This window comes from Glutamicibacter nicotianae (assembly GCF_006539525.1).
Lineage (GTDB): Bacteria > Actinomycetota > Actinomycetes > Actinomycetales > Micrococcaceae > Glutamicibacter > Glutamicibacter nicotianae.
In genome coordinates this window covers 216,180-235,875 of sequence record NZ_BJNE01000001.1, presented here as the reverse complement: position 1 = coordinate 235,875, position 19,696 = coordinate 216,180, and the positions used below count along the sequence as shown (strand labels likewise).

Here is a 19,696-nt window from a genome sequence, read left to right as displayed (position 1 = left end):
ATTTCCCTTGGCGACGTCAAAGTATCGACGTAGTGTCTTCATATGCCACTCATCCGAAAGTTCGCGGACGATTCGTCGGGTTCGGTAGTTCTTCGATGGTGTTTCAACGTATCGGCTGACCGACTCTGGAATGTGCTGACTGGCTGCCAGACCTTGCCACTCTGGCTGGGTACCCACCGCGCTGGCAACCTTGTCGTGGGTTCGACTGTGAAAATCGAACATGCGGAAGGCTATATCTGCGAAAGCCTGATTGAGCGGATTGATCCAGCGACGGCCCTTGAGATGTCCTGGAAGTTTCCAGAAGAATCGGAATCGAAGGTTAGTTGGATTCTGCGGTCCGTCCCGATCGGAGCTGAACTCGTGCTCACCCACTCAAATATCAGCGTTGACGTCGCAACTTACTTGGCTGGGTGGGAAACGCATCTAACCTATCTGGAGTCCGTCTTGCTGGGAGCGCCGCGGTCGATGGATCAATTTTGGGATCTATATCGGGAGATATACGAGAGTTTAGGCGATTCGCCTGCACCTCTCCCCTAATCTTTTTGCCGACAGGTGGTTCCGATTTCTCTAGACTTTGCGGACGGTTTGCATGACCGTGCAGAAACACCACCTGGGACGAAGCTGATGCTCACCTCGCCTTCGCCGTGCAGGGCCGCGATCGGTGGTCTGCTGGTCTTACTCTCGGCCATCTCGGCGCTTTCTCCCTGGAGGGATAGGCGACGAGGCCAGTGCTCATCGGATTGATTCAACGATCGAATATTATTGTGTCTGGTGGCGCAATTGCCGCTCTGGTCGTGCAGGATGGGCACCCCCCATCCGCTCATTTCAAGGACCCCAACGACGGTGCATCATCATATTCGAGATGTATTGCTTATAGTTTGGATTGCAATGTGGTGCTTTGTTTCGGCGTGAAGCGAACCATCACCAACATGCCAAGCAGCTCTACCAAGGTTTGGCTCACGACTACGGCAGAGGCTAATTCCAGCTCCGCCGGCAGGGCCAGGGCCAGTGGAAGCACTACCAGTGAATTTCGGGTGACGCCGCTGAATGTCGCGGCCCGCAGTGAGGCCATGGGTAGCTGGAAGAGTTTTCCTGCAGAGTATCCAAGGATGTTCATCAGGCCTATAAAAAGGACAAAAACAAGGATGCCCAGCGCCAATTGGGCAAAGCTGGACTGCACCGTGTAGATCTGCGAACCGACCACGCAAAACAGCGTTCCCATCATCAAGGGAACCATGAGGTAGTCGGCCCAACGCCGATGCACTCCATCCGTGCAAAGCGCGTTGACAGTGCTTGGGTGAGTGCTGCTGCGAGCAAGGGAAGCGTAATGAGCCCCAACAACGCCATCAGGAAAGGCCCTGGAACGATCATGCTGATTGCAGAAGGGCCAGCAAACAAGTAGAGGTATGCCGGCACAAGCACCATCTGTAAAATCAGCAAAAGGGGTGTGGCGGCCAGCAGCCTTTGGCTGTCTCCCCCAGCTAAGCCGGTAAACACGATGACGTAGTCGATGCAGGGTGCCAGCAGGACCAGTAGAACCCCGAAGAGCAGAGGCTGTTCCCCCGCCACCAGACGCGATAAGCCGAACGCCACGATCGGCACTACGACAAAATTGATGGTGCACAGTGCACCCATGAACCGGATGTCCCGGAAGGCCTGGGGCAAACGTGTTAGCGGCATGCTCAGGAAAGTAGCGTAGAGCAGCAGACCCAAGATTGGATTGACCGTGAATTCAAGCGCCTTGCTGGCTGAAGGCAAAACCAGGCCGAAGACGCATCCGGCCGCGATCGCGGTGAGATAGAGAGCGATCTGGTGAGCTTGCATCCATGCATTGCCAGGCCACGTCTTCATGGGACTAATGCTAGAGCAGACCTTGCATCAGGAAGGAATGCCAGGGCATTTGTGGCGAGCCTTCATCAGGCACGCGTGTGTCTGAACCGAGATCGCTCGAAACAGCACCAGATTATTCATGGTCCGCAGGGTAAACCTATGATGAGTACATGAAGGAATCTATTCGTATGTGGCCATTGTGGATGGCTGTCGACGTTGTTCTGATTGTTCTCTTCGCCCTGCTCGGCAGGCGTGAACATGAACATGCCTTGAGCTTTAGTGGCATCTTGATGACAGCCCTGCCGTTCTTGATCGCCTATGTGGTGATGACCTTGCTGTCCAGGCCATGGTTCACGATCAATAAGCTCTTCCCTGCAGGCGTACTGGTCTGGGTAGGGACCGTAGCAGCTGGGCTAGCGCTGCGCATCGCTTTTGGTTCCACCGCAGCTGTCCCATTCATTATCGTTGCTTCGCTGGTCCTGGGCCTGTTCTTGATGGGGCGTAGGCTGTTAACTTCGTTGGTGGCCAAGCGCTTAGATAAATAGCAGTCCAAGCCCGTAGGAACCTGCGGCAACAAGGCCGCTGGCGAAAGTCCCCAGGATGAACTGTTCAGCGGCGCGATGATCTTTCAGTTCCGAGAACCGCCCGAGACCCTTAACCGCCAGAACGACCGCAATGCCTTCTGGCCAACCAGCCCAGAGGCTTCCGACAATTGCCGTCCGTTCCAGAAGTCCGATCCAAAGTCCGCCACGAAGCGGTGAAGGGTCGGACTCTTCCTTTTGGAGCTCGACGTCATTCTTGGCAGCAAGCCGGAAAGTCAGCTCCGTAAAAGGGCCGCCGAAACTAATGGCAAAGATGGAACTCAGGACGATAGCGTAAACCGGTGGAATCCCTTGCGTCTGCATCGATGTTTGGGAGACTGCAGCCAGCAGTGCCGAAAGCAGTGCGAACAAGCCAGAACCAACTACGAGCCTGTCACGAACGCGAGCTCGTTTGCCCATGGCATGACCGAGGTAGGCGGATATGCACGAGACGAATGCCGCTAGGCAAAGACTCCCCCACGCGATCCAAAGCATTTACTGCTCCTTTAACATCTTGAGCTGACGGGTTAGCGATTTCGCAGCTTCATCCATCATCCGATTCGCTTCAAACCATAGTGCGGCCGACAGCCGAGAAGAGACGGCTTGCTGAGTGATTCCAAGTTTCTTGGCAATCTGTTGCTGGGTCATGCCCTCGTCAGCCAATGTGCCGGCTTCCCAAGCTGTGGCCCTTCGCTTGGAAACGATGCAGGCAGTTAACTGGAGCTCAGCTTCCAGACGGGTGGCTTCATGCGATGGCCCGTGAACAGCGATATGTGCGTTGGTGTTCTTCGCGCGTTCCACGGCAACACGGGCATACTCAAAGGCCGGTCCTCGGCCAGCCCGGGTCTCTTCCGGCAACGGCGTTTCGACCTGTCCGAAACCAAGGCCAACGCTCCAGTCCCCTGACGCCGCCATCATCACTGCCAAGCGAATTGCTTCATTGGCATCATCCAAGACAGCCTGAACCTCATCGCCGGCGGTTCGCTGGAACGGGCGGACCACAGTGACGGTAGCATTAGCCTGCTTGACTAGTGCTTCCACCTTGTCTTCGGTGGATCGGGAACGTCGCTGGTCAATAGTCAAGACAATCATGGAACAATCATAAAACTTTGTATTCATATCTACAAATTAAAATTCTTGTACTTTGCTAAGTCTGGTGATGCAGCCATGCCTGCCATTCTCGGCTTTTCGACTACAGTTGATTCCAGATCAACCGCCTCTTGCCAGGCGGCAAGTTAGAACCGAAAGGCATAGTGATGGTCACCGCATTCGTCATGATCCAGACTGCAACTGACAGTATCCCCGAGTGCGCACAGCAGATCTCGGCAATCTCGGGCATCAGTGAAGTCTACTCCGTCGCAGGCGACTGGGACTTGATTGCCATTGCACGGGTCAACAAGCACGAGGATCTCGCCGAAGTCATCGCTAATAAGCTTTCCAAGATTCCAGGCATCCGCGGCACCCAGACCCACATCGCTTTCCGCGCTTACTCCGAGCATGACCTCGAAGCAGCTTTTTCCCTCGGGCTAGACGACTAAGCGGTATCGAAAACAAAGCCGGTCTTTGGTTCACTGATTGTAAAGTCGTGAACCAAAGACCGGCTTTGTCGCTGCCTGCAGGAGCTACTCCCCTACGATCGCCTGGGTCGTTGACGACCAAGCGTCCAGGGCGGACTTCGCCGCACCGGAATCGATCGAATGTGCTGCCTTTTCAATGGCGGCCCGCATGCGATCTTCGAAACTGCCCTCAGCAGTATCGCTGTACGCAATCATTCCTGCGGCCGCGTTGAGGAGAACTGCGTCCCGAACAGGGCCGGTCGCTCCCGAGATGACATCGAGTACAACCCCTGCGTTGTGTTGCGCATCCCCACCGCGGAGATCATCGAGCGTCGCCCGGGCGAGTCCAACATCTTGGGCGTCGAACGTGAACTCGGTGACTTGGCCATTGCGCACTTCCCAGACTCGGTTGGCAGCCGTGGTCGTTAGTTCATCCAGTCCGTCGTCTCCGCGGAAGACCAGGCCGCGCACGCCACGGCTTGCAAGCACGCCAGCCATGATTGGTGCCATGACCAGGTCGGAGCATCCGATGGCGGATGCGGTTGGTAAGGCGGGATTGGTCAACGGGCCCATGAAGTTGAAGGCGGTAGGTATCCGCAATTGACGTCGTGCTCCGGCAACGTGGCGCATTGAGGGGTGGAAGACATTGGCGAAGCAGAACGCAATCCCAACCTTGTCGTACACCTCTACAAGGCGCTCGATTGGTACCTCCAGGCGGACCCCTAGTGCTTCGAGCACGTCGGCCGATCCTGAGGATGAAGAGGACGCGCGGTTACCGTGCTTAACTATGCTCACGCCGGCACCAGCGCAGACCAACGTGGACATCGTGGAGATATTGACCGTGTTCTGGCGATCGCCGCCCGTGCCGACAATGTCCAAGGTTTGTGCGTCAATGGTCAATGGGCGCGCGTTGGCCACCATGGAGTCCACTAGGCCGGTCAATTCGGCCACGGTTTCGCCTTTGGAACGCAGTGCAACCAGGAAGCCGGCGATCTGCACGTCGCTCGCCTCGCCGGACATGATCTCATTCATGGCCCAAGCGGCCTGTTCGCGGCTGAGATCGCCACCGTCGATCAGGGTGGCCAATAGATCTGGCCACGTCGGGAACTTTTCGTTTACAAGGCTCGTTGACACATGAGAAAGCCTATCGAGACACTGGCCGCGCCACCCAATTCATGTCGCTAAATGATGTGGCTCAAGTCGCTAAAATCGCCTAGTTTCCAAGGTTAAATACGCAACACTTTCATTGCATAAATGATTGTTTCGTGAGACGCGCCGAATGAAGCTCTACGAATTGTAGAAAGAGTTTTCTCCGTAATTCCGCATGTTTCCGCGGATGTTGCCGTGATGTGGCGCAACAAACCTCCGTGAACCCGCTTTTGCATTGGTATCTGAGGGCCATTTAGAGACATAATGTCAGTGTGACAACTGCGACTCATGCCCCAAATACGACGGCGCCACATGCGCCGAACCGCCCAAACATGGTGTCGGTGGGAACGATGGTGTGGCTCTCCAGCGAGCTCATGTTCTTCGCCGCCCTCTTCGCCATGTACTTCAGCCTCCGGGCTGCCGCGCCCGAACTATGGGCGACTGAAACTGCCAAGCTCAACGTGCCGTTCGCGCTGGCTAACACCATCATCCTGGTGTCCAGCTCGTTCTCCTGCCAGCTAGGCGTGTTCCGTGCCGAAGAATTCAAGCCTCGCCGCTCTGGCGGGCTGTTCAACTTCAAGGAATGGGGAATGATTGAATGGTTCATTCTCACCTTCATCCTTGGTGCGATCTTCGTTTCGGTCCAGGCCTACGAATACGCTGTCCTCGTTAGCGAGGGCGTGGCCATCAACTCGAACTCCTACGCTTCGGCCTTCTACATTACGACCGGCTTCCACGGCATCCACGTCGCTGGTGGTCTGATCGCATTCTTGCTGATCATTGGTCGTGCGATGCTGGCTAAGAAGTTTGGTCACTTCGAAGCAACCGGCTCCATCGTGGTGTCCTACTACTGGCACTTCGTTGACGTTGTTTGGATCGCCCTGTTCGCGATCATCTACTTCTTGAAGTAGCAGCTTAAATTCATTAGTTGCCTCAACAAGAAGTACGGCAACACCACACCAAAGAAACTAAGTGAGGAACCAGCAAGTGAAGGCTCTTTCGAAAAAGCGCCGCCACCCGCTCGCCGCTGTGGCCCTGCTTCTGTTCGGATTGCTGATTACCGGCAGTCTCTACACTGCAGCCGGTAACATCAGCGAAGCGAAGGCAGCTGAGACCACTACTGCATCGCAGGCCGATGTAGAAGAAGGTCAGAAGCTTTTCGTCGCCAACTGCGCTACTTGCCACGGCATGAATGCCGAAGGCTCCGATTCCGGTCCATCGCTGATTGGCGTTGGCGCGGCATCCGTGGACTTCCAGGTCGGCACCGGCCGCATGCCGATGCAGATGCAGGGACCACAGGCCCAGGTCAAGCCGGTGCAGTTCGACGACGAGCAGATCTCCCAGCTGGCAGCATACGTTGCAAGCCTGGGTGCAGGCCCAGCGATCCCTGATGAGGAATACTTGGATACCACCCAGGGCGACGCCGCCCACGGTGGCACCGTCTTCCGTGTGAACTGCGCGATGTGCCACAACGCGGCTGCTGCCGGTGGTGCGCTGACCCGCGGCAAGTTCGCACCAACCCTGACCGGTGTATCCGAAAAGCACATCTACGAAGCGATGGCTACCGGCCCACAGAACATGCCAGTGTTCAACGACTCGAACATCACCCCAGAAGAGAAGCGTGATGTCATCACCTTCCTGAAGACCATTGAAGCCAATGGTTCCGCTGGCGGTGCAGCCCTGGGCTCCCTGGGTCCAGTTGCTGAAGGCCTGTTCACCTGGACCGCAGGTCTGGGTATCATCATTGCCTTCACCATTTGGTTGACCTCGCGTCCTTCCTAAGGCAAACCACGGCCACGGCCGTAACCATCACTACGTACATAATTTCCTAACAGAAGGATGAGAGAGAAACATGGGCGACCATAGTCACGGCAGTCCCGAAAACTCGGGCACCGTTGCTAAGGCTGACGATGTAGCTCAGGATCGTTTCCCAGATCCGGGCCTACCACCGCATCGTCCGCGTCTCGCAGACCGCGATCCGCGCGCAGCCAAGCGACATGAGCGTCAAGTAGCGCTCCTATTTACCATCTCCATCATCGGCACGCTCTTCTTCTTCGTGGCCTACTTCGTCCTGGGCCGCCTAGGCGAGATGACCTTCGCTGAACTGCGTGTGCAGAACGCTGCACTGGGACTGGGCACCGCCTTCGCGATGCTTGGTATCGGTGTGGGTATTGTTCACTGGGCCAAGACCCTGATGCCGGATCACGAGCTCATGGAAATGCGCCACGAGATCCGCTCGGAAGAAGATCGCCAGGATGCCGTCGAGATCATCGATACCGTTATCGAGGAATCCGGCATCAAGCGTCGTCCGCTGATCCGCAATACCCTGATCGGCGCCATTGCCTTGGCTCCAATCCCGGCAATCTTCATGTTCCGCGACCTGGATCGCACCGGCAACACCGCGAGCCAGATGATCGATTCCCTGCGCCACACCATGTGGGACAAGGGCGTCCGTCTGACCCGCGACCCATCCGGTACCCCGATCAAGGCTTCGGACGTGCAGATCGGTTCTGCTTTCCACGTGATCCCAGAAGGCCTGAACGAGGCCGAGCACCCGCTGAACGAAAAGGCCAAGGCCGTCGTTCTGCTGATGCGCATGGATCCAGCGGAAATGCAGATCTCCGAGGGGCGTGAAACCTGGAACGTCGACGGCATCGTCGCGTACTCCAAGATTTGCACCCACGTTGGTTGCCCGATTGCTCTGTACGAGCAGCACACCCACCACTTGCTGTGCCCATGCCACCAGTCGACCTTTGACCTGACGCAGGAATGCAAGGTCATCTTCGGCCCGGCTGGCCACGCACTGCCGCAGCTGCCAATCACCGTGGACTCCGAGGGCTACCTGGTCGCCCAGAGTGACTTCCACGAGCCAGTTGGCCCATCGTACTGGGAGCGTGGTTAATCATGGCTACTAACGAGTACCAAGCATCGACCGCTACCGGTCGCATCGCGAACTTCGTGGACTCCCGCGTTGGCGCGTCGGGCATCGTCAAGGAATTCGGTCGCAAGATCTTCCCTGACCACTGGTCGTTCATGTTCGGTGAAGTGGCGATGTACACCTTCGTGCTGCTGCTGCTCTCCGGCACCTTCCTGACCTTCTTCTTCGATCCGTCGATGGCGCACGTCACCTACAACGGTTCGTATGTACCGATGAAGGGCATCGGCATGTCGACGGCTATGGCCTCGACCATGGAGATCTCCTTCGACGTGCGCGGCGGCCTGTTCATGCGCCAGGTGCACCACTGGTCGGCACTGCTGTTTGTTGCTTCCCTCTCCGTGCACATGCTGCGCGTATTCTTCACCGGCGCATTCCGTCGCCCACGTGAACTGAACTGGGTTGTTGGCGGCGTGCTGCTGATCATGGGTCTGGCTGCCGGTTTCACCGGCTACTCCCTGCCGGATGACCTGCTGTCCGGTAACGGCCTGCGCATTATCGATGGCGTCATGAAGGCTCTGCCAATCGTGGGCACCTACCTGTCGATGTTCTTCTTCGGCGGAGAGTTCCCAGGCGATACGGTGATCCCGCGTCTGTACTCGCTGCACATCATGATCGTTCCTGCGATCATCATCCTGCTGATTGTGATCCACCTGTTCATGGTTGTGACCCACAAGCACACCCAGTACCCAGGCCCAGGCCGCACCAACGACAACGTTGTTGGCTTCCCTGTTGGCCCGGTCTACGCAGCGAAGGCCGGTGGATTCTTCTTCATCGTCTTCGGCATCGTGGCATTGATTGCTGGCCTGTTCCAGATCAACCCGGTATGGAACTACGGGCCTTACGACCCATCCCCTGTATCGGCTGGTACCCAGCCGGACTGGTACATCGGCTTCGTTGATGGCGCTCTGCGCCTGATGCCTGGTGTGCTTGGCAACTTCAGCTTCGAATGGATCATTCCATTCCCATGGGGCGACAACACCCTGGTGCTGTCCGTCCTGCTGCCAGCATTGGTTCCTGCCGGCGCACTGTTCGCAGTGATGTTCGCCTGGCCATGGATCGAACGCTGGGTCACCAAGGATGACCGCGAGCACCACCTGCTCGACCGTCCACGCAACGCTCCATTCCGTACGGCTATGGGTGTTGCCGGTGTGATCTTCTACAGCGTGATGTGGGCAGCTGCATCCTCTGACTTGATCGCAACGCACTTCCACGTGGCGCTGAATGACGTGACCTACTGGTTGCGCGCGCTGTTCTTCCTCGGCCCGATCCTGGGCTTCTGGCTGACTCGCCGTATCTGCCTGTCGCTGCAGCGCAAGGATCGCGAGATCGTCCTGCACGGCCGCGAAGCTGGCATCATCCAGATGTCGCCTGAGGGTGGCTTCTCGGAGAAGCACGAGGAAATTGATGTCTACAAGCGTTACCTGCTGACCAACTACGTTGATCGCCAGTACATCCCGGCTCAGCCTGATGCAGCAGGACACGTCTCCGGTTCGGAGAAGCGTCGTGCGGCACTGTCGAAGTTCTTCTTCGAAGACCGCGTCGCCCCGGTAACCCCATCGGAGCTGGAAGCTGCTCATGCATCCCACGGCCACCATGAGGTCGAAGGCGACAAGCAGGACTCGATCACTAAGTAATAGCGACTCGAGTTAGTCACAAAGGGAGGGACACACCGCAAGGTGTGTCCCTCCCTTCGTTAACCCATCTTTCCTGCGGCCTTGTGTGCACCAGAGCGCCAGCCAATGCCGCGAACATGAGGTCGGGGCCATCCACGGATCTCCCAGTCGATTAGAAGGGCTTCTGGCGCTGTGCCAGCATGCGATGCCGGGGCCAGCAAGGCCTTGCTCTCCCGCCAGGTTCGCAAAAGGCGTTGGGTTACCGGGTGCGGCCAAGAACCTGCTGCGATGGTTGATTCAACCTGTGCGCGTAGGCTCCATTGCTCTTCACCCGCGAGGAAGCGGAATGCCGTCTGCAGATGAATCTGGGAGGCCACCAGCCAGCCGCAATTCCGGATCGGAGCCGCTCACGACTGTGGTTGCTCAAGCTGGTTGCTGCCCAGGCAAGAGTCCAGCTCCAGGAAGCGATCTAGGCCTATTCCCTGCAGCAGCCAACTTGCTGCGTCTCTCCCCTGACACACTTTCAAGAGATCAAGGCCGGCACCGTCGTTGGAATAGTTGATGAGGACCTGGAGATGGCGTTTTGGAGGTTGGGTTGTTGCGATGGATGACGGTCGCCGCCGTGCTTGCGCGGATAGGCCAGTGTGCAGTGGTGCTGCTGACCGTCAACGTGCAGTTCTGTTGGCCATCAGTGGGCATTATTCATGGCCGCTGTTGGGCAGAAACCAATTTCCTTGACACCCGAGTCGCAAGCCTAGGCTCAGAAGGTGTCCGTGTAGCGTGGCGTGCGAGTACCGACTCGCTGCAATGGAACGAACAGCTTGTAGCGGTCCGACCGGTAGAGCGAGACAGAATAGTCGGCCAACCGATCGCCGATGTAGGCGTAGCGCGTGATCTGCAGGAGCGGGAAGCCGGGGTCTACGCCCAAGAGCACCGCTTGCCTCTTGCTGGCTGCAGTGCTTTCCACTTGATCCTCGCCCCATTCAAGCAAGATGCCGTAGCGCTCGTGCAAGGCTTGATATAGCTTGGACGGCGGCTCGCCGTCCACGAAACCCGGCACGAGATCAGCGGGCATATAGTTCTCGTCCAGGCTCATGGGAATGCCATCGGCGAGCAGCAGGCGCTTGAACTGGACGACTGCTGTGCCCTCCTCCACCATCAGCTGCGCCGCAAGGCTGGCGTTGGCCTTGATCTCCGCGAATTCGAGTACGTGGGCATCGGGAACCATGCCGCGGCGCATCATGTCCTCGGAGTAGGAGTGCAGGCGGACACGGAGATCCAGTTTCTCGGGCACGACGAAGGTCCCAATTCCGACTACCCGCTTGAGCACCTGTTCATCGACCAGCGCGTCGATGGCTTGCCGGATGGTTTTGCGGGCCACGCCGAAGTGCTCAGCCAGCACGCGTTCGGGTGGCAGCTTGTAGCCGGGTTTGCAGGCTTCGCGCGCATGGGTCTTGAGAATCTCGCGGATCTGCCGGTACTTGCTTTGCTTGCTCTGCGGATCAAGGTGCGCCTGAACGTGTGGCTGCGGTGCGTGGCGCATGCTGCATCTCCTCGAACTGGATATCCCGAGGGCCAATTGCCTTCGAAGAACTGTTATTAAAAGACTAACGGGGTGGCAAGCAAAAGTGCTTGCCACCCCGTCAGGGTTACTGCTTAGTGAGCGTGATCGCCACGGCTGTATTCGTAAACCCAGCCGGTCACACCAACGACGGCCAAGCCGGCGCCGATGAAGAAGACCCACCAGCCGACAGCCAGGCCAAGGAAGCCAACAGCTGCCGCGGATGCCAGGACCAATGGCCACCAGCTCCATGGGGAGAACATTCCGATATCGCCCGCGTTCTCGTGGATTTCGCCATCCACACGGTCCTCCGGCCGGTTGCCAACGCGCTTAGCGGTGAACAGCAAGTAGCCGCCTACCATTGCCGAGAGTCCAACCAGCATGATCAAGGCCAGCAATCCGACCCATTCTTCCCAGTTGGTCATGTAACCGTAGACAATTGCTACCGGGGTGAAGAAGAAGACGCCACCCAGGAAAATCCAGGATTCAACTTTCATCGTTATACGTCCTTCTGGTCAGCCGAGCCGAAGATCTTCGCAACCGGAGTTTCGGGGGTAACCCGTCCGCTCAGTTCCGGGTGGTGCAGATCCAGTGCTGGACGCTCCGAACGGATGCGAGGGATGGAGTGGAAGTTGTGACGTGGTGGAGGGCAAGAGGTTGCCCACTCCAGCGATGCGCCGAAGCCCCATGGATCGTCAACTTCAACCTTCTTGGCGTTTCGGTGGGTTACCCACACGTTCCAGAAGAATGGAATCATCGATGCACCCAGGATGAATGCGAAGACGGTCGATACCTGGTTCATGGTGGTGAAGCCATCTTCAGGCATGTAGTCGGCGTAGCGACGTGGCATGCCCATGACGCCCAGCCAGTGCTGGATCAGGAAAGTGCCGTGGAAGCCGATGAACAGCAACCAGAAGTGGATCTTGCCAAGGCGCTCGTTGAGCATCTTGCCGGTCCACTTTGGCCACCAGAAGTAGAAGCCAGCGAACATCGCGAACACGACGGTACCGAAGACGACGTAGTGGAAGTGGGCCACAACGAAGTAGGTATCCGATACGTGGAAGTCCAGGGACGGAGCCGACAGGATGATGCCGGTCAGGCCGCCGAACAGGAAGGTGATCATGAAGCCCATGCTCCAGAGCATGGGGGTTTCGAAGGTGATCGAGCCGCGCCACAGGGTACCGATCCAGTTGAAGAACTTCACACCGGTTGGAACCGCGATCAGCATGGTCATGAAGCCGAAGAATGGCAGCATGACCGAGCCGGTGACGTACATGTGGTGTGCCCACACGGAAACCGACAGGGCGGCAATTGCGATGGTCGCGAAGACCAGGCCCTTGTAGCCGAAGATCGGCTTGCGGGAGAACACTGGGAAGATCTCAGAGACGATGCCGAAGAACGGCAAGGCAATGATGTATACCTCAGGGTGGCCGAAGAACCAGAACAGGTGCTGCCAGAGTACGGCACCGCCATTGTCCGGATCGAAGATGTGAGCGCCGAAGCGGCGGTCTGCACCCAGTGCGAACAGGGCAGCTGCCAGCGGCGGGAAGGCCATCAGGACCAGCAACGAGGTGATCAGGGTGTTCCACGAGAAGATCGACATGCGCCACATGGTCATGCCAGGCGCGCGCAGGCAGATGATGGTGGTGATGAAGTTGACGGCGCCAAGGATGGTACCGAAGCCCGACAGTGCAAGGCCGAAGACCCAGAGGTCGCCGCCGATGCCTGGCGAGAAGGTGGTGTTCGACAGCGGTGCGTACGCGAACCAACCGAAGCTAGCTGCACCCTGAGGGGTGAGGTAGCCGGCCAGGGCGATAATCGAGCCCAGCGAGAAGAACCAGAATGCCAAGGCGTTCAGACGTGGGAAGGCCACATCCGGCGAGCCGATCTGCAGAGGCATCATGACGTTGGCGAAACCAGCGAACAGCGGGGTTGCGAACATCAGGAGCATGACGGTGCCGTGCATGGTGAACAGCTGGTTGTACTGTTCCTTGGTCTGCAGGATCTGCATGCCTGGTTCGAACAGCTCTGCACGAATCAGCAGCGCCATCAGGCCGCCGATGCAGAACAGGATGAACGAGCTGATCAGGTACATGTACCCGATCTTCTTGTGGTCGGTCGAAGTGATGTAGTCGACGAACAGACGACCCTTAGACTTCGGCACTACGGCTGGGGCAATCGACTTTACGTCGTCAGTCGCATATTCGAACGTTGTCATGATTACTCTCCTTCCCCGTGCTCTACTACTACGCCGTTTACAGCATTTGGCTGACGGTCGTATTCTTCACCAATGTGGCCATCTTCCATCTTCGCCAGCTGAGCCTTGAACTCGGACTCGCTGACAACCTCGACGTTGAAGAGCATCTCCGAGTGGTACTCGCCGCAAAGCTCGGCGCACTTGCCGTCGTAGCTGCCTTCAACCTGCGGAGTCAGGTAGATGTAGTTGGTCTTGCCTGGGATCATGTCCAGCTTCTGCAAGAAGGCTGGGACCCAGAAGGAGTGGATGACATCGCGGCTATTGAGCTCAAGGGTTACCGACTTGCCTGCTGGCAGGTACAAGGTTGGCAGTTCTTCGCGAACGCCTTCCGAGCCATCGGTGTTCAAGTGAGCCTGTTCGCCGGCAAAGTACTTCTCGGTGCCCTGGTAGCTGTAGTTGAAGTCCCAGGCCCATTGCTTGGCTCGGACGTCCACTACAACCTCAGAATCAACAGGAGCGTTGATCTGCTTTTCCAGGTTGTTGTTGAAGCTAAAGAAGACTAGAACAAGGACCAAAGGAATGGCCGTGTAGAAGATCTCCAATGGCAGGTTGTAGCTCAGCTGACGCGGGTAACCCGTATCGTTCTTGCGGCGACGGTAGGCAATGACGCACCAGAGCATCAATCCCCAGGTCAATACGCCGATGACAATAACAGCGATCCACGAGTTAACCCAGAAATCCTGGATTGCCCCGGTGTGGTTGGTGGTATCGCGCTCCACGTTTGGGAGCCAACCGCGTTTTGCCTCCGCTGTACATCCCGTCAGCAGCAATGCGCCAGTGCCGACTAAAGCCAGTACTTTGGCTTTAGCGGACCCGCGACTGCCGGTTCGGTCTTGCGAACTCACAGACGGCCCTTCCTCTTTGTTGGTGCAGAATGTGGTCTTCATAAGTCACCTCGTGGTTTAAACGAGTTGCACGGTGAGGTGGCTCACGAAGGGAAACATAGTTTTACTACTTAATGTAGAGCTTACCCTCTTTGGGGTCAGAATGCCGAAAAACGCCGCTGTACTAACGAGAAATTTCTTCAACGTTTTAACAGCGGCGTTAGTTCCCTACGGTCTAGTGGAAGGAATCTCCACACGCGCAGGAGCCGGATGCGGCGGGGTTGTCGATGGTGAAGCCCTGCTTCGAGATGGTGTCCTCGAAATCAATGGATGCGCCAGCAAGATAAGGCACGCTCATCTTGTCGACGATGACTTCAACGCCGTCGAAGTCGCGCACAGCGTCGCCATCGAGCATGCGCTCATCGAAATAAAGCTGGTAGATCAGGCCCGAGCAGCCTCCTGGCTGCACTGCGATGCGGAGACGAAGATCATCCCGACCTTCCTGCTCCAGAAGCGAGCGAACTTTGGCCGCTGCCACGTCGGAAATTTCTACCTCGTGGGTTGGAACCTCGGTTGGGTCGCCCTTGGTCTGGTCAACAGATGCAGTCATGATTTTCCTCCCATACTGCTCGACGCGGTACCAAGCCCCAGATTTGTTCTGGAGCTGGCACCTCTGTTCTTACTTCTATCCTACGTCGCTACGCTGAAGATTTCTCCCCTTGCGTCTCTCCGTATGACACGCTTCATAGTCCCTCGGCGTTGATCCTTGCCAGCATCAGTGCTTCAGCTTCAATGGCGTGCTTGAAGTCGCCCAGGTGCAGCGACTCGTTGGCTGAATGCGCGCGCGAATCAGGATCCTCGACGCCAGTGACGAGAATCTGGGCCTGCGGGAAGACTTCCAGCAAATCTGCAATGAATGGAATTGATCCACCCAGCCCCATATTCACTGGTACAACACCCCAAGCTTGTTCCAGTGCCCAGCGCGCAGTGTCATTAGCTGAAGCATCCAAATCGGCCTTGTAGGCGTTGCCCGCTTCCGTAGCCACAAATTCAACTTCGGCGCCACGCAGGTCAATGCTCTTGACATGTGATTCAAGGGCCTTGAGCGCGTCGGCCGGGTCCTGCCCTGGCGCCAGCCGCATCGATACCTTGAAGCGAGTTGCCGGCAGCAAGGTATTCGATGAGTGGTCAACGCTTGGGATATCCATTCCAATCACGCTCAGTGCTGGTTTATTCCATAAGCGGTCGGTGATTTTCCCGGATCCAGCGAGCTGGAAGGAATCCAGTACGCCGGAATCCTTGCGGAACTCGGCTTCATCGAAATCGACTTCGGCAGCGTCGTTGGCGACCAATCCCGCAACGGCCACGGAGCCATCGTCATTGTGGAAACTGGAAATCAGCTTGGCAGCCAGGATGGGGCCATCGAGAACTGGGCCGCCGAACATGCCAGAATGGACCGCATGGTTCAGCGAGCGGACGGTGATCTCTGCCGCGCACATGCCGCGCAATGAACTGGTCAGCGCCGGAGTTCCAACTGACCAGTTGGACGAGTCGGCAACGACGATAACGTCTGCCGCCAGCTTTTCCAGATGCGCTTCCAAGAAGTTGCGGAAGGAAGGAGAGCCTGCTTCTTCTTCGCCTTCGAAGAAGTAGGTTACGCCAACGCCGAAGTCGCTGACGAGATCCAGCACGGCGCGCATCGCAGCGATGTGCACCATGATGCCCGCCTTGTCGTCGGCAGCGCCGCGTCCGAACAGCCGGTCCCCTACCCTCGTGGCTTCGAAGACCGGGGTATTCCAGTCTGCCTCGTTGCCTGGGGGCTGGACGTCGTGGTGCGCGTAGAGCAGCACGGTCGGCTTCCCGGGGGCCGCCTTGCGCTGCGCGACAACGGCAGGTGCGCCCATAGCGCCATTCTGCGCTGGTTCGCGCAGGATTTCCACGGTCTCCATGCCAGCCGACTTCGCCAATTCGGCAGCGGCAGCAGCTGATTTTTCCAGGTTCTGCGGGTCGAAGGATTCCCATGCGATGCTTGGGATCGCGACCAGGGAGGTGAGCTCTTCGAGGATCTTCTCGAAGTTCGTTTCGATGTGGCTCTTGAGCGCGGCAATATCGACACCGTTAGCAGCGGCGTCGAAGGTAGTATTTTCGGTCATGTCTTCAGCCTAGCAATTCCACGGGTATCGAATGTCACGCCGTTGTCGAATCCCGGCTAAGATGGAGGGGTGTTTGGACGTAAGAAGGATGAACCTCAATCCCCCGTAAATGTGGAGCCTGCTCAGCAGGCCCCGGAATCCACCGACGGCCGCAAGACCGGTCCAACGCCCAAGCGCAGTGCGCAGCAGGCGAACCGGCAACGCCCGTTGGTTCCTACTGATCGCAAGGCCGCGAAAGAGGCTGAACGTCAACGACGCATCGAAGCCCAGAACCGTTTACGCTTGGCGAACGAAACTGGCGATGAACGCTACCTGATGCCGCGCGATAAGGGCGAGCAGAAGCGCTACACCCGGAATTTCATTGACTCCCGCTGGATGTTCGGCGAGTTCATGATGTTCATCATCCTGGCCTTCTTGGTCATCTCGCTGGTATTCCAGAGCAATCTGCAGGTTCAGATGTTCGTGCAGCTGGCCCTGTGGGTCGTGATCGCATTGATCATCGTCGAGGCCATCGTGACTTCCATAATCTTGAAGAAGCGCTTGACTGCCAAGTTCGGCCACATGGAGAAGGGCGTACGCATGTACGCTGCGATGCGCGGCATGCAGTTCCGCAAATTGCGCCTGCCGAAGCCGCAGGTCAAGCGCGGCGAAATTATCGACTAGTCGATCCAGCTAGACCACTGAGGGGCAAGCTCGCATGAGCTTGCCCCTTTTCTAATCGAATTCCTCGATGTGGTACAGGGTTATAACTTTGTGAACGTGACTACAAGAAGAATGGAGATCTTCAACTACCGGGCAGTTCCAGCAGGAAATTTTCCATACAGCCTTGTATCTGGAGGTGAGTCTCGTGCTTGTGGACGCGGATACAAGGATTCCTGGAGCCTGTCGCTCTAAATTGCCAGCTTCTCCCCTGCCTCCCTGGCTCTGGATTCACCACGTGCGCGAGATAGCACACGAGGTCATTGTCGGGCCAGCTTCGCAGTAGCTGAACGAGCTTAAAGCTGTACGGCCCCGATTGTGAAAATCGAGGCCGTACCAGAGTGATGAGGGGCTTGCCCGCCCAACGCTCTAGAGCATGCGCTCCAGATCCTTGTTGATGGAACGTGCCCAGAACGGACCCTCGTAGAGGAATGCAGTGTAGCCCTGCACCAAGTCCGCGCCCGCGTCCAGGCGTTCCTTCACATCCGTGGCATTCTCCACGCCGCCGACGGAAATCAACGCCATTTCGGCAGGAACCAATGAACGCAGCTGGCGAAGAACCTCAAGCGATCGCTGCTTGAGCGGAGCCCCTGATAGTCCGCCGGCACCAATTTCTTCAACCTTGGCGGCATCGCTATTCAAGTTCTCGCGACCGATAGTCGTGTTGGTGGCAATGATGCCATCGAGTTCAAGTTCGATGGCCAAGCGCGCGACATCGGCAACGTCCTCATCGCTCAAGTCGGGAGCGATCTTAACCAGCAGCGGGATGTGCCGGCCTGCAACCTTGTCAGCCAGCTGGCCAACTTCCGAAAGCAGCGGGCGAAGAGAATCGACGCTCTGCAGCAGGCGAAGTCCTGGGGTGTTCGGGCTTGAAACGTTCACCACCAGGTAATCCGCGTGGATCGCCAGCTGGCGAGTGGAGGACAGGTAATCCGCGACCGCATCCTCCAACTCCACGACCTTGGTCTTGCCGATATTCACGCCAATCACCGGACGGGTTCCAGCGTAATCAGACTTGAGCTCCTGGCGGGCACCGGCGACGCGGGCAGCCACGCGCTCGGCACCTTCATTGTTGAAGCCCATGCGGTTGATAACCGCGCGGTCGTCAACCAGACGGAAAAGCCTTGGTTGCGGATTGCCGGGCTGGGCCTGTCCGGTAACCGTTCCGATTTCAACGTGGCCGAAACCTATGTCGCTCAACGCCAAGATGCCGGTGGCTCCCTTGTCGAAACCGGCAGCCAATCCAAATGGCGATGGGAAGTCGATACCCATCACGGTGCGATTCAGTTTGGGTGCCGGGGCGAAGAATTTGCGTGCTGCCTTGGTGAGCCCTGCACGTTGCGCAATCTTGATCGCGTTGAAGGCAAAATGGTGAGCCTGTTCAGGATCCATCTTGGTGAAGACGTGCTTGAAGACCAGTGGGTATATGCGCATAGACCCATTTTCCCGCGAAGAGGCCGAAACAGACAACTTGAGGTGGGTAGTATTCAAGATATGAAGCACTTCGTCGTCCCAGAAAGCAGCAACTGGCCCGACTTCATATCTTCCACCTGCCCGGGGCAATGGGTTGAAGATCCGCTGGGACCCGATTTCGAGCACCAAACCCTGGATTTCGGAACCGATGCCGAAGGCCCGGCGGTGGCAACGCTGATTCGGTACCGCCCGGCAGGATTCCGGCAACGTCTCGGGCGCAAGGCGCAGGGAATCGTGCTGAGCGTGCACGGCTGGAGCGACTATTTCTACAACCGTGAACTGGCTGCTTTCTGGCATCACCACGGATACCACTTCTACGCACTGGATCTGCGCAGGCATGGTCGCAGCTTGAGAGCAGAACATGCCTTGCCCGGATACGTTGACGACTTGGCGGACTTCGACGAAGAGCTTGAAGCGACTTTGGAACTGCTGCGCAAGGAGCATCCGCGCCTGCCAGTAGTGGCCCAAGGGCACTCGACCGGCGGACTGATTCTTAGCTTATGGATTGCCCGCCGGCAACCAGAGATCAAGGCTCTGGTGCTGAATGCTCCATGGCTCGAATTCCAGGGAACAGCCTTCTTGCGCATTCCCATTCATGGCCTGATGGAAGCGATCACCCGCACGAATCCGCGCCGGAAGCTCAGCGGGCCAGAATTCGACCATTACTGGCAATCACTGAGTACCGACAGCCACGGCCAGTGGGATGTTCATCGACTGTGGCGGCCAAGAGTCGCTTTTCCGAATACCGCGGGATGGCTGAAAACGATCTTCGATGGCCATGCACTAGTAGCCAAAGGGCTGAAACTCCAGCAGCCGATCTTCGTGCTCACCTCGGACCGGACCCACATCGGCACGACCTACTCCCCCGATATGCAGCATTGCGATTCGGTACTGGACGTTCAGCAGACGCGCCTGCGGGCGATGAAGCTGGGCAGTTTCGTCACCCTGTCCGAAATTCCCGGAGCAATGCACGATGTGTTCACCTCCGGTGAACCGGCCAGAGCCGCGGCGTATCGCGACTTGAGCCTTTGGCTGCGGATGGTGGGCACAGCGCGCTGAACG

At 57.5% G+C, this 19,696-nt stretch carries 21 protein-coding genes; 9 read left to right on the top strand and 12 right to left on the bottom strand.

Annotated elements, in window-relative coordinates; all coding sequences use genetic code 11:
• The first annotated feature begins 42 nt into the window (after window positions 1-42).
• Window positions 43-537, top strand: a complete 495-nt coding sequence (locus tag ANI01nite_RS17185) for an SRPBCC domain-containing protein (RefSeq protein ID WP_141355334.1) — start codon at window positions 43-45, stop codon at window positions 535-537.
• Between the two features lie 334 nt (window positions 538-871).
• Here ANI01nite_RS17185 and ANI01nite_RS17130 read toward each other — a convergent pair whose 3' ends face one another.
• Complete coding sequence (locus tag ANI01nite_RS17130; protein ID WP_307723194.1) at window positions 872-1,225, bottom strand: hypothetical protein; 354 nt, start codon at window positions 1,223-1,225, stop codon at window positions 872-874.
• The gene (locus tag ANI01nite_RS17125; protein ID WP_307723193.1) at window positions 1,225-1,851 is read right to left on the bottom strand and encodes an arsenic resistance protein; all 627 of its coding nucleotides are present in this window, start codon (window positions 1,849-1,851) and stop codon (window positions 1,225-1,227) included. Before ANI01nite_RS17125 ends, ANI01nite_RS17130 begins: the two co-directional genes overlap by 1 nt.
• Window positions 1,852-2,000: 149 nt before the next feature.
• On the opposite strand from ANI01nite_RS17125, the gene ANI01nite_RS01065 reads away from it, so the two are divergent.
• Complete coding sequence (locus ANI01nite_RS01065) at window positions 2,001-2,375, top strand: DUF3054 domain-containing protein (RefSeq protein ID WP_038991071.1); 375 nt, start codon at window positions 2,001-2,003, stop codon at window positions 2,373-2,375.
• On the opposite strand, the gene ANI01nite_RS16835 is transcribed toward ANI01nite_RS01065, so the two are convergent.
• Both ANI01nite_RS16835 and ANI01nite_RS01055 read right to left on the bottom strand, forming a co-directional pair.
• Complete coding sequence (locus ANI01nite_RS16835) at window positions 2,364-2,906, bottom strand: hypothetical protein (protein ID WP_174787657.1); 543 nt, start codon at window positions 2,904-2,906, stop codon at window positions 2,364-2,366. The two genes, ANI01nite_RS01065 and ANI01nite_RS16835, sit on opposite strands and share 12 nt — an antisense overlap.
• Complete coding sequence (locus ANI01nite_RS01055) at window positions 2,907-3,503, bottom strand: sigma factor-like helix-turn-helix DNA-binding protein (protein ID WP_141355332.1); 597 nt, start codon at window positions 3,501-3,503, stop codon at window positions 2,907-2,909.
• Window positions 3,504-3,667: 164 nt separating this feature from the next.
• Here ANI01nite_RS01055 and ANI01nite_RS01050 point away from each other — a divergent pair, with 164 nt between their 5' ends.
• Window positions 3,668-3,949: an Lrp/AsnC family transcriptional regulator gene (locus ANI01nite_RS01050; RefSeq protein WP_066138340.1), complete on the top strand. Its 282-nt coding sequence runs from the start codon at window positions 3,668-3,670 to the stop codon at window positions 3,947-3,949.
• An 84-nt stretch (window positions 3,950-4,033) separates the two neighbouring features.
• Here ANI01nite_RS01050 and trpD read toward each other — a convergent pair whose 3' ends face one another.
• A complete protein-coding gene (trpD, locus tag ANI01nite_RS01045) occupies window positions 4,034-5,101 on the bottom strand; it encodes an anthranilate phosphoribosyltransferase (RefSeq protein ID WP_141355330.1) in 1,068 nt (355 codons plus the stop codon).
• 287 nt (window positions 5,102-5,388) lie between these two features.
• Between trpD and ctaE the strand changes: the two genes are divergently transcribed.
• From ctaE to qcrB, 4 genes are all read left to right on the top strand, one after another.
• Window positions 5,389-6,027, top strand: a complete 639-nt coding sequence (gene ctaE, locus ANI01nite_RS01040; protein WP_038991074.1) for an aa3-type cytochrome oxidase subunit III — start codon at window positions 5,389-5,391, stop codon at window positions 6,025-6,027.
• 76 nt (window positions 6,028-6,103) lie between these two features.
• Window positions 6,104-6,898, top strand: a complete 795-nt coding sequence (qcrC, locus tag ANI01nite_RS01035; RefSeq protein ID WP_073706237.1) for a cytochrome bc1 complex diheme cytochrome c subunit — start codon at window positions 6,104-6,106, stop codon at window positions 6,896-6,898.
• A gap of 70 nt (window positions 6,899-6,968) precedes the next feature.
• Window positions 6,969-8,018 (top strand): cytochrome bc1 complex Rieske iron-sulfur subunit, encoded by a 1,050-nt coding sequence (gene qcrA, locus ANI01nite_RS01030; RefSeq protein WP_066138349.1) that lies wholly within the window; start codon window positions 6,969-6,971, stop codon window positions 8,016-8,018.
• Window positions 8,019-8,020: 2 nt separating this feature from the next.
• A complete protein-coding gene (qcrB, locus tag ANI01nite_RS01025) occupies window positions 8,021-9,688 on the top strand; it encodes a cytochrome bc1 complex cytochrome b subunit (RefSeq protein ID WP_141355328.1) in 1,668 nt (555 codons plus the stop codon).
• Window positions 9,689-10,427: 739 nt separating this feature from the next.
• Here qcrB and ANI01nite_RS01020 read toward each other — a convergent pair.
• From ANI01nite_RS01020 to ANI01nite_RS00995, 6 genes are all read right to left on the bottom strand, one after another.
• Complete coding sequence (locus ANI01nite_RS01020; protein ID WP_038991078.1) at window positions 10,428-11,210, bottom strand: GntR family transcriptional regulator; 783 nt, start codon at window positions 11,208-11,210, stop codon at window positions 10,428-10,430.
• 113 nt (window positions 11,211-11,323) lie between these two features.
• Window positions 11,324-11,725, bottom strand: coding sequence for a cytochrome c oxidase subunit 4 (locus tag ANI01nite_RS01015; protein ID WP_038991079.1), 402 nt, complete (start codon window positions 11,723-11,725; stop codon window positions 11,324-11,326).
• 2 nt (window positions 11,726-11,727) lie between these two features.
• On the bottom strand, window positions 11,728-13,446 hold the full coding sequence (gene ctaD, locus ANI01nite_RS01010; protein WP_066138358.1) for an aa3-type cytochrome oxidase subunit I: 1,719 nt from the start codon (window positions 13,444-13,446) through the stop codon (window positions 11,728-11,730).
• A 2-nt stretch (window positions 13,447-13,448) separates the two neighbouring features.
• The gene (ctaC, locus tag ANI01nite_RS01005) at window positions 13,449-14,330 is read right to left on the bottom strand and encodes an aa3-type cytochrome oxidase subunit II (protein WP_066138361.1); all 882 of its coding nucleotides are present in this window, start codon (window positions 14,328-14,330) and stop codon (window positions 13,449-13,451) included.
• Window positions 14,331-14,544: 214 nt separating this feature from the next.
• The gene (locus ANI01nite_RS01000; RefSeq protein ID WP_141355326.1) at window positions 14,545-14,919 is read right to left on the bottom strand and encodes a HesB/IscA family protein; all 375 of its coding nucleotides are present in this window, start codon (window positions 14,917-14,919) and stop codon (window positions 14,545-14,547) included.
• A gap of 133 nt (window positions 14,920-15,052) precedes the next feature.
• Window positions 15,053-16,462 carry a M20/M25/M40 family metallo-hydrolase gene (locus ANI01nite_RS00995; protein ID WP_141355324.1) on the bottom strand — a complete coding sequence of 470 codons (1,410 nt, stop codon included), beginning with the start codon at window positions 16,460-16,462 and terminating at the stop codon, window positions 15,053-15,055.
• 69 nt (window positions 16,463-16,531) lie between these two features.
• On the opposite strand from ANI01nite_RS00995, the gene ANI01nite_RS00990 reads away from it, so the two are divergent.
• On the top strand, window positions 16,532-17,125 hold the full coding sequence (locus ANI01nite_RS00990) for a DUF3043 domain-containing protein (RefSeq protein WP_038991084.1): 594 nt from the start codon (window positions 16,532-16,534) through the stop codon (window positions 17,123-17,125).
• 405 nt (window positions 17,126-17,530) lie between these two features.
• On the opposite strand, the gene ANI01nite_RS00985 is transcribed toward ANI01nite_RS00990, so the two are convergent.
• Window positions 17,531-18,595 carry a quinone-dependent dihydroorotate dehydrogenase gene (locus tag ANI01nite_RS00985; protein ID WP_073706234.1) on the bottom strand — a complete coding sequence of 355 codons (1,065 nt, stop codon included), beginning with the start codon at window positions 18,593-18,595 and terminating at the stop codon, window positions 17,531-17,533.
• Here ANI01nite_RS00985 and ANI01nite_RS00980 point away from each other — a divergent pair.
• Window positions 18,566-19,693: an alpha/beta hydrolase gene (locus ANI01nite_RS00980; RefSeq protein WP_170214525.1), complete on the top strand. Its 1,128-nt coding sequence runs from the start codon at window positions 18,566-18,568 to the stop codon at window positions 19,691-19,693. The two genes, ANI01nite_RS00985 and ANI01nite_RS00980, sit on opposite strands and share 30 nt — an antisense overlap.
• Window positions 19,694-19,696: the final 3 nt, after the last annotated feature.

Coding starts and splice junctions, on each gene's coding strand:
- ANI01nite_RS17185 (WP_141355334.1), top strand. CDS start 43: ATGCCACTCATCCGAAAGTTCGCGGACGATTCGTCGGGTTCGGTAGTT.
- ANI01nite_RS17130 (WP_307723194.1), bottom strand. CDS start 1,225: ATGATGGGAACGCTGTTTTGCGTGGTCGGTTCGCAGATCTACACGGTG.
- ANI01nite_RS17125 (WP_307723193.1), bottom strand. CDS start 1,851: ATGAAGACGTGGCCTGGCAATGCATGGATGCAAGCTCACCAGATCGCT.
- ANI01nite_RS01065 (WP_038991071.1), top strand. CDS start 2,001: ATGAAGGAATCTATTCGTATGTGGCCATTGTGGATGGCTGTCGACGTT.
- ANI01nite_RS16835 (WP_174787657.1), bottom strand. CDS start 2,906: ATGCTTTGGATCGCGTGGGGGAGTCTTTGCCTAGCGGCATTCGTCTCG.
- ANI01nite_RS01055 (WP_141355332.1), bottom strand. CDS start 3,503: ATGATTGTCTTGACTATTGACCAGCGACGTTCCCGATCCACCGAAGAC.
- ANI01nite_RS01050 (WP_066138340.1), top strand. CDS start 3,668: ATGGTCACCGCATTCGTCATGATCCAGACTGCAACTGACAGTATCCCC.
- qcrA (WP_066138349.1), top strand. CDS start 6,969: ATGGGCGACCATAGTCACGGCAGTCCCGAAAACTCGGGCACCGTTGCT.
- qcrB (WP_141355328.1), top strand. CDS start 8,021: ATGGCTACTAACGAGTACCAAGCATCGACCGCTACCGGTCGCATCGCG.
- ANI01nite_RS01020 (WP_038991078.1), bottom strand. CDS start 11,210: ATGCGCCACGCACCGCAGCCACACGTTCAGGCGCACCTTGATCCGCAG.
- ANI01nite_RS01015 (WP_038991079.1), bottom strand. CDS start 11,725: ATGAAAGTTGAATCCTGGATTTTCCTGGGTGGCGTCTTCTTCTTCACC.
- ctaD (WP_066138358.1), bottom strand. CDS start 13,446: ATGACAACGTTCGAATATGCGACTGACGACGTAAAGTCGATTGCCCCA.
- ANI01nite_RS01000 (WP_141355326.1), bottom strand. CDS start 14,919: ATGACTGCATCTGTTGACCAGACCAAGGGCGACCCAACCGAGGTTCCA.
- ANI01nite_RS00995 (WP_141355324.1), bottom strand. CDS start 16,462: ATGACCGAAAATACTACCTTCGACGCCGCTGCTAACGGTGTCGATATT.
- ANI01nite_RS00985 (WP_073706234.1), bottom strand. CDS start 18,595: ATGCGCATATACCCACTGGTCTTCAAGCACGTCTTCACCAAGATGGAT.